12 protein-coding genes are annotated in these 12,418 nt (G+C 54.8%); 4 read left to right on the top strand and 8 right to left on the bottom strand.

Going from position 1 to position 12,418, the window contains the following annotated elements:
• The first annotated feature begins 22 nt into the window (after positions 1-22).
• Together N7E69_RS07980 and N7E69_RS07985 are read left to right on the top strand one after the other, a co-directional pair.
• Positions 23-316: a YicS family protein gene (locus N7E69_RS07980; protein ID WP_000824212.1), complete on the top strand. Its 294-nt coding sequence runs from the start codon at positions 23-25 to the stop codon at positions 314-316.
• Between the two features lie 105 nt (positions 317-421).
• A complete protein-coding gene (locus N7E69_RS07985) occupies positions 422-1,804 on the top strand; it encodes a glycoside hydrolase family 1 protein (protein ID WP_001270467.1) in 1,383 nt (460 codons plus the stop codon).
• 59 nt (positions 1,805-1,863) lie between these two features.
• On the opposite strand, the gene nepI is transcribed toward N7E69_RS07985, so the two are convergent.
• On the bottom strand, positions 1,864-3,057 hold the full coding sequence (gene nepI / locus N7E69_RS07990; protein ID WP_001004789.1) for a purine ribonucleoside efflux pump NepI: 1,194 nt from the start codon (positions 3,055-3,057) through the stop codon (positions 1,864-1,866).
• Positions 3,058-3,272: 215 nt separating this feature from the next.
• Here nepI and N7E69_RS07995 point away from each other — a divergent pair, with 215 nt between their 5' ends.
• Complete coding sequence (locus N7E69_RS07995) at positions 3,273-3,632, top strand: type II toxin-antitoxin system RelE/ParE family toxin (protein WP_001258723.1); 360 nt, start codon at positions 3,273-3,275, stop codon at positions 3,630-3,632.
• The gene (locus N7E69_RS08000; RefSeq protein ID WP_001274841.1) at positions 3,616-3,939 is read left to right on the top strand and encodes a helix-turn-helix domain-containing protein; all 324 of its coding nucleotides are present in this window, start codon (positions 3,616-3,618) and stop codon (positions 3,937-3,939) included. The genes N7E69_RS07995 and N7E69_RS08000 overlap by 17 nt, the downstream gene beginning before the upstream one ends.
• 432 nt (positions 3,940-4,371) lie before the next feature.
• Here the strand turns inward: N7E69_RS08000 and N7E69_RS08005 are convergent, their stop codons facing one another.
• The 7 genes from N7E69_RS08005 to fucP form a co-directional block, all read right to left on the bottom strand.
• Positions 4,372-4,824 (bottom strand): DUF1198 domain-containing protein, encoded by a 453-nt coding sequence (locus N7E69_RS08005; protein ID WP_001519640.1) that lies wholly within the window; start codon positions 4,822-4,824, stop codon positions 4,372-4,374.
• Positions 4,825-5,016: 192 nt separating this feature from the next.
• Positions 5,017-6,408, bottom strand: coding sequence for a hexose-6-phosphate:phosphate antiporter (uhpT, locus tag N7E69_RS08010; protein ID WP_000879181.1), 1,392 nt, complete (start codon positions 6,406-6,408; stop codon positions 5,017-5,019).
• A 142-nt stretch (positions 6,409-6,550) separates the two neighbouring features.
• On the bottom strand, positions 6,551-7,879 hold the full coding sequence (locus N7E69_RS08015) for an MFS transporter (protein WP_000948174.1): 1,329 nt from the start codon (positions 7,877-7,879) through the stop codon (positions 6,551-6,553).
• A 9-nt stretch (positions 7,880-7,888) separates the two neighbouring features.
• Positions 7,889-9,391 (bottom strand): signal transduction histidine-protein kinase/phosphatase UhpB, encoded by a 1,503-nt coding sequence (gene uhpB, locus N7E69_RS08020; protein ID WP_001091270.1) that lies wholly within the window; start codon positions 9,389-9,391, stop codon positions 7,889-7,891.
• Positions 9,391-9,981 (bottom strand): transcriptional regulator UhpA, encoded by a 591-nt coding sequence (gene uhpA, locus N7E69_RS08025; RefSeq protein ID WP_000633672.1) that lies wholly within the window; start codon positions 9,979-9,981, stop codon positions 9,391-9,393. The genes uhpB and uhpA overlap by 1 nt, the downstream gene beginning before the upstream one ends.
• A gap of 73 nt (positions 9,982-10,054) precedes the next feature.
• Positions 10,055-11,068: an aldose 1-epimerase family protein gene (locus N7E69_RS08030; RefSeq protein ID WP_000213193.1), complete on the bottom strand. Its 1,014-nt coding sequence runs from the start codon at positions 11,066-11,068 to the stop codon at positions 10,055-10,057.
• Positions 11,069-11,079: 11 nt separating this feature from the next.
• On the bottom strand, positions 11,080-12,396 hold the full coding sequence (fucP, locus tag N7E69_RS08035; protein WP_000998359.1) for an L-fucose:H+ symporter permease: 1,317 nt from the start codon (positions 12,394-12,396) through the stop codon (positions 11,080-11,082).
• Positions 12,397-12,418 lie beyond the last annotated feature (22 nt).

Genomic DNA, 12,418 nt, shown 5'->3' on the forward strand with positions numbered 1-12,418 from the left:
CAAACCGATAAGGATACCGTTTATGAAACGAAAAACGCTTCTGCTTATTGCCGCGCTTGTCGCGCTACCGGGCGTCACGTATGCCGACTCTCCGTTTAGCTCACTCCAGTCGGCGCATGAAAAAAATACGATTTTAAAGGATTTGCGCAAAATGTGTACGCCCAAAGGCGCGCTAACCGATGAAGCCTGGGAGAAAAAAATCATGGCAAGCGAGGGGAACCAGCAGCATATTCGGGAGGCGATGATCGCGATAGAGCGCAACAATCAGCATAACTACTGGCAGGCTCTCGGCAAGGTGGAATGCCCGGAGATGTAGCACAGCTTTTCCGCTTTTTGGTCGCGAAAATGCGGACTGTAACCGGTTTCTTTTCGCTAAAACCGCGTATTCTGGAGCGAATTTACGCGATCAAGGAGTACGACAATGCGATACCGTTTTCCCGATAACTTCTGGTGGGGCAGCGCCTGCTCAGCGTTGCAAACTGAAGGGGATAGTCTGAATGGCGGTAAAAGCCAGACCACGTGGGATGTGTGGTTCGAGCGCCAGCCTGATCGTTTTCACCAGGGCGTCGGTCCAGCGGAAACCTCAACGTTCTATCGCCACTGGAAGCAAGACATCGCGCTACTGAAACAGTTAAAACATAACAGTTTTCGCACCTCGCTAAGCTGGGCGCGGCTCATTCCAGACGGCGTAGGCGAGGTGAATCCACAAGCGGTGAGCTTCTACAATCACGTCATCGACGAGCTACTGGCGCAGGGCATCACGCCGTTTATTACGCTGTTCCATTTTGATATGCCGATGGTCATGCAGGAGAAAGGCGGCTGGGAAAATCGCGACGTCGTAGAGGCGTTTGGTCGGTACGCGCAAACGTGTTTTACCTTGTTTGGCGACCGCGTGAAGCACTGGTTTACCTTTAACGAGCCGATTGTGCCGGTGGAAGGCGGCTATTTGTACGACTTCCACTATCCCAATGTGGTGGATTTTAAACGGGCGGCCACCGTGGCGTACCATACCGTGCTGGCGCACTCGACCGCCGTGCGCGCCTGGCGCGCCGGGCGCTACGACGGTGAAATCGGCATAGTACTGAATCTGACGCCGTCCTACCCACGCTCGCAGCATCCCGCCGATGTGCAAGCCGCGCACCATGCGGATCTGTTATTCAACCGCAGTTTTCTTGACCCGGTATTAAAGGGAGAATACCCGGCGGACTTGGTGGCGCTGCTGAAAACCTATGACCAGTTGCCTGCCTGTCAGCCAGGCGACCGTCAGCTTATTGCCGACGGCAAAATCGATTTACTGGGGATTAACTATTATCAGCCGCGCCGCGTGAAATGCCGTGATACGGCGGTGAATCCGCAAGCGCCGTTTATGCCGGAGTGGTTATTTGACTATTACGACATGCCGGGGCGCAAGATGAACCCTTACCGCGGCTGGGAAATTTACGCGCCAGGAATTTACGACATCATTACCAACCTACGGGATAATTACGGCAATCCGCGCTGTTTTATCTCCGAAAACGGGATGGGCGTTGAGAACGAGCAGCGTTTTGTGCAAGCGGGACAGATTCACGATGATTACCGGATTGACTTTATTTCTGAGCATCTTAAATGGCTGCATAAAGGCATTAGCGAGGGCTGTCACTGTCTTGGCTACCACATGTGGACCTTTATCGATAACTGGTCATGGCTGAACGGCTATAAAAATCGCTATGGTTTTGTACAACTGGATTTAGCCACCCAAACGCGCACGGTGAAAAAAAGCGGAGAATGGTTTGCCGCCACCGCAGAGCATAACGGTTTTGATTAAGCATTTATTATTGCCGGATAACGACTAACGTCGTATCCGGCCTACAAATGGCAGCAATATCAACTCATTGGCGTAATACGGACTTTCGCCGCCACGACTAACGCCGTCAACAGCATCAGACCGCCGGAAAGCGCCAGTGGCGAAAGCAGCCCGAAATTGTCGAGCGCATAACCGCCCACCGCCGCGCCACAGGTATTTGCCAGTTGAATCACCGCGACCTGGATGGAACCGGCTTTTTCCGCCTGATCGGCAAGAGAACGAGTGATCCACGTTGACCATCCCACCGGCACCAGCGCAAACGCCAGCCCCCAGATAATCGCTATTGCCGCCGCCACGGTTTTGTCGCTTCCCCACACAATGAGCGTCAGCGCGCTCAGCGCCAGTAGCAGCGGCGCACCGGCCAGCGCCAGTTTTACCGAACGTTTCAGTACGTAGGAGGAGAAAGAAGTGCCAACGAAGCTGGCAATACCAAAACTGAGCAACACCAGCGTCAGACCATCAACGTCAAAGCCCGCCAGATTCATATAGACCGGGCGAATATAGGTAAAGAAAGCGAACTGCCCGGCAAAAGACATAAAGATGGCGATCATCCCGGCCATCACGCCAGGGCGTTGCAACAGGCTAAACATATTCTGTTTCTGGTGAGAAGGTTCGCCCGGCAGCGACGGCAGTGATTTCACCACCCAGATGACGCACAGTACGCCCATCACCGCAGCGGCGTTAAAGACATTACGCCAGCCAATAATACCGCCCAAAAAACTGCCCAGCGGCGCGGCGATCACTAACGCGATGGAGACCGCGCCAAAAATCACCGACAGCGCTTTCGGCACGGTACGCGCGGGAACCAGTCGCATGGTCAGCGACGCCGACATCGCCCAGAATCCGCCCAGCGCCAACCCAAGACAGGCGCGGCCCAGCAATAGCAGCGTAAAGCTGTTGGCAAAGGAGACCATCAGACAAGAAGCCGTCAGCAAAACGGCGAACAGAATAACGATATAACGCCTGTCGGTCGCCTGAATAATCTGGGTAATGAACAGGCTGGAAAACATCGCGACAAACGCCGTAACGGTGACCGACTGACCGGCGATGCCCTCGGAGATCCCCAGATCCTGCGCCATCGGCGTCAACAGACTAACGGGCAAAAACTCAACGGTAATCAGGCAGGCGACACAAAACGCCACGGCAAAAACGGCTGACCAGTTAGGCCTGGCAACCCCATCAGCGCGGAATTTTTCTGCGATATTTTCATTCATTGTGGTTACCTGCGTCGTTTTAGTGCGGAAAATCCACGCAGTGTAACATTACAAAATGTGATCTGATTAACGTTTTAGCAACTGACATTGTTGCGCTGCATTTTGCGAGGCTGGTCGAGAGTTGAGAATTATCTTCTCTCGCTGCGTGTAAAACCAAAAGGTAAGACATAGTGTATCACCTGGTGCTACACTTTAGATTACAGGATGTCAACCTGATGCGAACCTTCAAAACCAGGTGGTTTAACAGAGAAGCGAAGCCCCACACGATAAAAGATGACGAGTTAAGCGAGGCCATCAACGCCGTACTGCAAGGAAAAGCAGATAATCTTGGCGGCGGGGTTTATAAAAAACGTCTCAATCAAAATCGCGATCGCGCAATCGTGTTGGCAAAGGGAGGCGAACATTGGTTTTACACCTTCCTGTATGCCAAACAGGATATGGCCAACATTCGCTATCGCGAACTTGCGGGTTTCCGTGAGTTAGCAAAACACTATGCTTGCCTGACCGAAGATCAGATAACGGCACTCATTAATAACAAAGAACTGGTAGAGGTGCGCCATGTCAGCAAAAACTAAATTCAAAAGCCCTGCCTTTGAAGCGATTCATAGCGCGGCATCTGGATTATTTAGCGTGGATGCCATTCCCCAGGAGACAATGCGCAGTTTTGACACGGCCTGCTTAAGCAGCATCAAAGACCTGCAGCCACTTGAAATAAAAGCGTTACGAGAAGAACTCAACGTTAGCCAGCCGGTTTTCGCTCGGTACCTGAATACCAGCGTATCAACGGTTCAAAAGTGGGAAAGCGGCGCCAAGCGTCCCAGCGGGATGTCACTGAAACTACTTAATGTTGTCCAAAAACACGGGCTAAAGGTGCTGGTATGAGGGTTTTACCGATGGTCTGTTAAGGCTAAGTCGGATGTCTGGGGGTGGGCAAATTCAGTGTGCCACTACAATGTTTTCATGGTGCGCGCCTAAACATTTAGAGTTGTCTATAGACAATCATGTACAACTTCGAGTTTATGATAAGAAATTTTGAGACAGGAGGTATGGCAAGGAGTCACAGTTTTAGTGTTCAAAACAAGATCACATTTCCGTGATATATGTCACGGAAATGAGGAGCTACAAGTCTCTGACGTTTTGGCGTCGTTAGCGGTTATTCGGTGCGTTACTTCTGTGGCTCACCCTTAGCAAATACGATGGCGGCTACGCTTTATTTGGCTAACGATGAATCGCGCCATCCGGCCGTTAATCGTGGCTCGCCGCCCTTGCCAGCCTCATTCATCTCGTCTTTTGTTAACGAGATAGTGAAGAGTATCAATGCAGCCAGTGGACACCCTCTTCCGGCTGAAAAAAGGCGTTATAGCGCAGTTGAAACGCGTTGATCTCCTGCATATCGGGTTCCATTTCGCGCAAAAAGCCCAGCGCCAGCCGTACCTGCGTATCGGTGATCGGCGCGGCTAAACGCGCTTTTTGCAGCAACCGATGCCACCGCTGCAAATTCTGATCGCCGCCATCGACAATCACCATTTGCCAGATCAGTAACACCTGAGCGGCATTTTGCAAATGCGATTCATCAGGGCGATGCAGATACTGTAAAAACTCACCGCCCGCCGTTTTACCCATCTGATCAATCATCGATTCTATCGGCACTACATCAATATTCAGACGTTCGCTCAGACGGCGAATCGCCCGGCGGGTATCCGATGTCAGCACCCGAAAACCCACAATAAACACCACCACAAACGTGGCCAGAATCAACCAAATCATGCGCACATCCGTCACCAAACAGGATGCCCATCATAACGGTAAATTTATAACTGTCGACGTTCTGGCCTGTCAGGATGTGATTTATTAACGCCTGTCTTCATTTACGCCAGACACCGGATGTCCTGTCTGACGAACGCAAGGCATAAAAAAGCCCGGCGTTAAGCCGGGCAAAACGTTACCAAATGCACACATTTAAGCGATATTGACTTGCTGAATTTTTTTCTCACGGCGGATTTTGCGCTCTTCCATCACGGCGACCATCGCCATCAGGCAGATACAGCCGATCGCGGCGGCGTCCAGCGCGGCGAAGGTGCCCGCCCAGCCGGTCAGACCAAAAACGGGGGTGCCGTCGGCAATCATGCCCAGACCCAGCTTGGCAAAGCTATCGCCGATAAGATAAGCGAAGGTTCCTTTGATACCGTCCGCAGCGCCGATGGCTTTTTTCGGTACGAAACCGACTGCCGCCACGCCAATTAATAGCTGCGGCCCAAACACCAGGAAACCGAGCGCGAACAGCGAGGCCAGATAGACATACTGGTTGCTGGCGTGCTGGTAGACGCCGAGGGTGGCGATGATCAACGCCAGCGCCACACAGGCTACCAGCGCGCGACGACCGTTCGCCAGGTCAGAGAGCCAGCCCCACAGCAACGTGCCGACCAGCGCGCCCACTTCGAACAGGGTAAAGCCCTGAATCGCCACCTCTTTTGAAAGTTTCAGTTCCTGGAAGGCGTAGACGGTTGACCACTGGTCGATACCAATACGTACCACATACAGGAAGATATTGGAGAAACACAGCAGCCAGATCACTTTGTTTTTCAACACATATTCAACAAAGATCTGCCACTTGGTCATTTCGTTTTCTTCAGTCTCTTTATCCTCTTCGCTGATCTCTTCGCCGAACAGTTCTTCAGCTTTGCCCAGACCGTAAGACTCCGGGGAGTCGCTGCCAAAACGCAGACCGATAAAGCCAACAATCAGCGCGATAATCGACGGGAAGATAAACATGCCGATGACGTGACCGTCGAACAGGTAGTTGGCGCCGAACAGCGCCACGCCTGCCGCGCCCGCGCCGCCGAGGTTGTGGGAGATATTCCAGAAGCCGAGAAAGGTGCCGCGTTTACGACGCGGAGTCCATTTGGTGATGGTCGAGTAGCTGCACGATCCGCCGGTACTCTGGAAGAAACCGCTCAGGGCATAGAAAGCGATCATCAGAAACAGACTGGTTGACCCCGCGCCCATGCTGGCGCTGAAGCCGAGCATACAGATAGCGGAGAGGATCAACATAAACGGTAGAAACTGCTTGGTATTTTTACCGTCAGCGTAGTAGGAAACCAGCGTTTTCCCCACGCCGTAGGTGATCGAGAAGCCCAGGCCAATCATCCCCAGCTCGGTCATGCTCAACCCGTAGGTAGAAATCATGTCGTTCTGCGCGATGTTAAAGTTTTTGCGGATCAGGTACATGGTCAGGTAGCCGATAAAAACCACCAGATAGGACTGCATGAACGGCTTGAACCACATTTTACGCCGCACATCGAGCGGCAGATCCAGGGTCGGCTTGCGCACCTGGTTTAAGAAGGCCAGCATGGATTACTCCTGAGCTAATTTTTATACCTGCGAATGGCAGGCATTGTAAAAATCCACAGGAAAAGGGGCCTGCGACAGCGTCCAGGCAAAACCGGGAAAATTTCTTAGTTTTGCCCCATTCAGCGCAAAAAGGTGAGGTGCATCACGCTTCGCTGGTCTCGCGCGGGGCCTGAGCGTTCAGAAATGGCAGCAGCAATAGCGCAGAGATCCCCGCCGCGATGGCGATGACCGCAAAAAAACCGGTCCAGTGCCAGATCTCCAGTACTTTCGCTAACGGCCAGCCGGAAAGCGACGCGCCGAGATAGGCGAACAGGCCGACAAAGCCGGTGGCCGCGCCCGCCGCCTCTTTATGCGAGCACTCCGCCGCCGCCATGCCAATGAGCATCTGCGGGCCGAAGACAAAGAAACCGGTGGTGAAGAAACAGGCCGCCTGCATCACGTAGCTGGCGAACGGCATCAGCCACAGCGAACCCACAGAGAGCAAAATCCCGGCGGCGAAGATTAAATTCATCGGTCCGCGGTTGCCGTTGAAGAGTTTGTCCGAGCCCCAGCCCGCCACCAGCGCGCCGATAAATCCACCCAGCTCAAACATCGATACTGCCGTGTTGGCCGTGACCAAATCTACGCCCAGCGTCTCGGACATATACAGGTTGCCCCAGTCGTTGATCGCCGCGCGCACCACGTACACTAAGACATAACATAGCGAAAGCAGCCAGATATAGGGATTCAACAGCACATATTTAGCGAGGATTTCTTTGCGACTTAGCCCCGCGCCCTCTTGCTGTTGGGCGACCTCCAGCGCATCGTGCCGCCAGTCCCCTACCGGCGGTAAACCAATCGCCTGCGGACGGTCGCGCAGCCGCCAGCAGAGGACCATGCCCACCCCGATGGCAAGCAATCCGGCCACCATCATCCCGACGCGCCAGCCATAATGCAGGGCGACAGCGGCCATAACGAGAGGGATCAGCGCCCCGCCGACATTGTGCGCGGTGTTCCATAACGCCCACCAGCCGCCGCGCTCGGTACGCGAGTACCAGGCGGTCAGCAAACGGGCGCAAACCGGCGATCCAAACCCCTGGAAAAAGGCGTTCAGCGCCCATAGCAGAGCAAAGGCCCACAGCGAGGTCGAGAAGCCGAACAGAATATTCACTACGCCGGTCGCAATCAGCCCGATGCCCATAAAATAGCGAGCGTTAGAGCGATCGCTAACGATGCCGGAGACAAATTTCGACACCCCGTAGGTGATGTAAAACAGCGTCGCCAGCAGGCCGATATCGCTGCGGGTCAGAATGCCGCTGGCAAGGATTTCCGGCGCGGCGGCGTTAAAGCTTTTACGGGTGAAATAGAACAGCGCGTAACCCAACCAAATGGTGATCAGGATATGCCGCCGCCAGTAGCGATAGCGGGCGTCAACCTCGTGCTTATCGGTGATGAGCGGCGCGTTGGCCGGGGCTTTTAAAAACGAAAGCATTATCCTTCCTTAAACGTAACGCTGGGGCAACGAGACGCTCACCCGCGTACCGTGGGTACAAGAGATGGTTAGCGTCCCGCCGAGCGCCGACACGCGTTCGCGCATTCCGGTCAGGCCGAAGCCCTGCTGGTGAGAGCCCGGCGGCAGGCCGCTGCCGTCATCCTCAATCACCAGCATCAGCCGCTCATCCTGCTGCCAGCCCTGGAGCGTCACCGCGCTGGCATTGGCATGTTTTACGATGTTATTCAGCCCTTCCTGACAGACGCGAAACAGCGTCACGCGCTGACTTTCACTCAGCGCCGTTTCGTCAATTCGCCAGTCGAGGTGACTGACAATACCGCGGCTTTCCAGCTCCATTTCGCGCAGCAACGAACGGATGGCCTGCGCCAGCGTTAAGTCGTCTAGCTGACGCGGGCGCAAGCGCCCCAGCAGGCGACGCACGGCGTCATACACACCCAGCGAAAGCTGCTCGATAAGTTGCCCGCTCTGCTTCACGCCGCCGTTATCCGCCGCCAGTCGTTGCACAATGCCCGCCTGGGTACGAATCGCGGTGATGGTCTGTCCGATGTCATCGTGCAGCTCACGCGCAACATCGCGCCGCACGCTCTCTTCGGTCTCCAGAAGACGCTCCGCCAGCCGATGGTTGCGCGCCAGCTCCTTTTGCAACGACTGGTTCAGCTCGCGCAGACGCTGAATGCCCGCGCCAAGCAGTAGCCCGGTCAGGCTTTGCGCCAACAGCGAAAGTAATAAATCGACGGGATGATCGTGCCAGGTCTGGCTGGCGATCAGCGCGATAGCATTCATCAGCGTGGCAATGAGCGCGCCCTGCCAGCCATAATGCCAGGCGAGCGCGATAATCGGCAACGCCAGGCAGAACGGCGTAAAGCGCGAAAGTTCAGCAGGTAAACCCAGTTGCAGCCACAGACTGACGATAAACAGCAGCAGATACCAGATCAGATGCCGCCCGCGCCAGTTTACCGGCTGCGATACCAGCGATGGTCCCAGCGGCAGCCAGGTAGTGCTGGTGAGATAGTGCCAGAAAACCAGGCAGATGGGGGCCAGCGTCAGACCACCCGTGAGGGTCAGCAGTAGCGCGTTCCATGCCGCTTCCCCCTGCCCCAGCCAGGGCAGAGATTGCAGTAGCGCCGCGGCGGTGAGGGCCGCGCCCTGAAGCAATAACGTGCGCCAGTCGCGCTGATGGCGGTAACGCGAAGTCAGCGCCACGGGCAGTAGCGTCAACACACCACCGATCATCAAAAGCGGCAGATGGGTCAGCGCAACTTCCTGCGCCAACCAGTACACCAGCAGCCACTCCGCGCCCAGCAATACTGGCCAGTATCCACGCGGGCATTGCAGCACAAGTCCCAGGCGCAGGCCGAAGGGAAAGAGTAGCGCCGCCAGCTCCGGGCGCTCTACCAGATGCAGGCTGATACTCCACAGGCAGAACCACGCGGCGGAGAAAATAAAAAAGCAGGCAACAACGGTGATTAAACGGGAAAAAAAGGTGTTCATTACCAACCGTCAAACATGCGATGCGCCAGTTCAACGTCATTGCTGACGCCTAATTTTTCCAGTAGATTCGCGCGATGGACATGCACCGTTTTTGGCGACAGCCCCAGTTCGGCGGCAATCTCTTTTACCGCCATACCCTGGGCGAGTTTTTCCGCCACTTGACGCTCGCGTTTGGTCAGCGGATCTTGCCGACCCGCCGCCAGTTTCACGGCAATATCGGGGGTCAAATAGCAGCCGCCCGTCGCCACCGTATGCACCGCGGCGATCAGTTCATCCGGACTACAGCGTTTAGAGAGAAAACCGCGCGCGCCGGCGTTCAACGCCTGTTCCACCAGCGCCGGGCTATCGTGAACCGAGAGCATGATCGTCGCCATCCCTTTTGGCAGTTGGCTTAGCAGCTCCAGTCCGGAAATATCCGGCATCGAAATATCGCAGATACACACCTGTACGCCGCGCCCCGGTAAACCTGCCAACGCTTCGCGCCCGGAACCAAACTCAGCGACCACCTGCAAATCAGGTTCCAGCCCCAGTAGCTGTGCAAAGCCGGAGCGGACGATAAGGTGGTCGTCGATAAGGGCAACGGTGATCATGGGTTCTGTCCTGATGGATAAAAAAACGCGCTTACCTTAACGATAAGCGCGCGGCTGTTCAAGCCTTGAGCGGTCAGACAATGCCTGTCGTGACGGTGAACGTCCGGGTTTGCTGCGGTTCCAGTTGAAGCAAGGTTCCATTTCGCTGCGCCGCGAGAAAACCTTCAGGCCGACAGGTCGCGGGCAGGGCAAAGGCGGCAACCTGCTGATCGCCGTTATAAAGAATCCAGCGGGTCACGTAATTTAGCTCCGCGCTGGCGAAACGTGTCACGAACGTGGTGCCATCCGGGGCGATCATACTGAATTCCGGGGTATCCGTGTACTTGTCCAGTTCATCGGCGAAGAATACGATTTCCGGGTCGTAAAAGCCAGGCGCGTTGAGCGTTGCCAGCGAGGCTTCACCCTGCAAAAGTCGTTGATTAAACGCCAGCCACTGCGCCGTGGGTTTGACATGCGCCGGCACCGACTCGCGTAGCTTCAGCGCGGTATCCGGGATATTCTGACGGAACGTGGCGTTCGGCACATAGGCATAGTTCATGTGGCACATGTACTGTAGCGGCATGGCGACTGAAGCCTGGTTAGTCACTGTCATCTGAATATCAAACAGCGCGCTTGCTTTACGCATTACCACCGCAGGTTGCGCCTGATAATGATGACCGAACCCCATCACATACTCGTAGCGCCCGGTCACGCGCAGACTGTCGCCCTCTAACTCCAGCCAGGCGTCGTCCATGGCAGCGCAGGGCATCTCGCCGTGCAGCGGATGTGTATCTTCCGGCGACGGGCAGCCATTCGCCAATAGTCCGGAATGGAAAGCAAAGCAACCATACGTTGCCACCACTTCCGCAGCCGGCTTCGGCTGACGGAACATGTTGCGCATAGTCAGATCATGACCGTCAAACTGCGCGTCCCAAATCATCTGCCCCATCCAGGGCAGAATCACCAGATGACCGCGGCTGTTTTGTATTTTCAGTCCTTCCACGCCGCTGGCGTAACGAAACGCCGTAACCGTAAAATCATCATTTTCCAGCAAGATACGCGGCTGCTCGTTAAAAAGCTCCCGCCATAATGTAATACGTGTTGTCATGGTTGATCTCCTCAGGACGCGGCGACTTCAGCCAGGTTGCCGCGCACTTTGCTTTCGCGCCAGAAGTAAACGCCAACGTAAACAAAGCACAGCATGGAAACCAGGAATGAGAGCTGTAGCGAGTGGAACATGTCCGCCACGTAGCCCTGAATCGCGGGAACCACCGCCGCGCCGACAATCGCCATCACGATCACCGCCCCCGCCATTTCGGTATGTTCGTTATCGACGGTATCGAGCGTTCCGGCATAAATGGTCGCCCAGCAGGGGCCAAACAGAACACTGACCAGCACCGCCACGTATACCGCGCTAAAGCTGGGCGCCAGCGCCACATAGGCCAGGAACAGCGCGCCGATCACAGAGTAAAGGATCAGGACTTTTTCCGGGTTAAAGCGTGTCATCAGAATGTTGGCGATAAACTTGCCGATAAAAAAGCAGGCGAAGCTGTAGACCATAAAGGTTGAGGCATCGCGCTCATTGATATCGCCTAACTCCAGCGCCAGACGGATAGTGAACGACCAGACCGCCACCTGCATTCCCACATACAGGAACTGCGCCACAATACCGCGACGGAAACGGGCGTTGCTGGCGAGATAGCGTAACGTATCCAGCGCCGAGGGGCGTTTATGACTCGCGGTTTGCGCGACTTTACAGGTCGGGAAACGCGTCAGCAGGAACAGTACCATCACCACTACCAGAACCATAATCATGTACTTATAGGGTTCCAGAGTGTTTTCCAGCATCAGCACCTTGAAGTTGTGGACTTGCTCGGCATTCATGCCCGCCATCTGTTTTTCCAGGCTTTCCCCTTCGGAAAAGACCAGATATTTACCCAATAAAATTCCTGCCGCCGCGCCGATCGGATAAAAGGTCTGGCTGATATTCAGCCGCAGCGTGGCGTAGGCTTTCGGCCCGATCATCGAACTGTAGGTATTCGCCGCCGTTTCCAGGAAACTCAGGCCAATCGCAATGGCGAAAATCGCCGCGAGGAACATGGTGTAGGTCGCCATGTGCGACGCCGGGAAAAAGAGCGTGCAGCCGACAATGTATAGCGTCAGACCGATAAGTATCGCCACTTTATAACTGGTTTTTTTAATGACCAGCGAGGCCGGAATAGCAATTAAAAAATAACCGCCATAAAAGGCGCTTTGTACTAATGCCGAAGCAAAGTTGCTCAGCGAGAATACACTTTTAAATTGCGTAATCAGAATATCATTTAACGCGGCTGCGCATCCCCATAATGGGAATAAACAGGATAACAAAATAAACTGGAACAGAGGTGTCTTATTCAGATACCCGTCGGGCATCTGAACGATGTTTTTATCGTTCATAGTGCTACCTTTAACAGTGCAG

The sequence above is a fragment of the Salmonella sp. 3C genome, from assembly GCF_025426275.1.
Taxonomy (GTDB): Bacteria; Pseudomonadota; Gammaproteobacteria; order Enterobacterales; family Enterobacteriaceae; genus Salmonella; species Salmonella enterica.

Bases quoted from the DNA above. Each gene is read 5' to 3' on its own strand.
- N7E69_RS07980 (WP_000824212.1), top strand. From the start codon at position 23: ATGAAACGAAAAACGCTTCTGCTTATTGCCGCGCTTGTCGCGCTACCG.
- N7E69_RS07985 (WP_001270467.1), top strand. From the start codon at position 422: ATGCGATACCGTTTTCCCGATAACTTCTGGTGGGGCAGCGCCTGCTCA.
- nepI (WP_001004789.1), bottom strand. From the start codon at position 3,057: ATGAATGAAAATATCGCAGAAAAATTCCGCGCTGATGGGGTTGCCAGG.
- N7E69_RS07995 (WP_001258723.1), top strand. From the start codon at position 3,273: ATGCGAACCTTCAAAACCAGGTGGTTTAACAGAGAAGCGAAGCCCCAC.
- N7E69_RS08000 (WP_001274841.1), top strand. From the start codon at position 3,616: ATGTCAGCAAAAACTAAATTCAAAAGCCCTGCCTTTGAAGCGATTCAT.
- N7E69_RS08005 (WP_001519640.1), bottom strand. From the start codon at position 4,824: ATGATTTGGTTGATTCTGGCCACGTTTGTGGTGGTGTTTATTGTGGGT.
- uhpT (WP_000879181.1), bottom strand. From the start codon at position 6,408: ATGCTGGCCTTCTTAAACCAGGTGCGCAAGCCGACCCTGGATCTGCCG.
- N7E69_RS08015 (WP_000948174.1), bottom strand. From the start codon at position 7,879: ATGCTTTCGTTTTTAAAAGCCCCGGCCAACGCGCCGCTCATCACCGAT.
- uhpB (WP_001091270.1), bottom strand. From the start codon at position 9,391: ATGAACACCTTTTTTTCCCGTTTAATCACCGTTGTTGCCTGCTTTTTT.
- uhpA (WP_000633672.1), bottom strand. From the start codon at position 9,981: ATGATCACCGTTGCCCTTATCGACGACCACCTTATCGTCCGCTCCGGC.
- N7E69_RS08030 (WP_000213193.1), bottom strand. From the start codon at position 11,068: ATGACAACACGTATTACATTATGGCGGGAGCTTTTTAACGAGCAGCCG.
- fucP (WP_000998359.1), bottom strand. From the start codon at position 12,396: ATGAACGATAAAAACATCGTTCAGATGCCCGACGGGTATCTGAATAAG.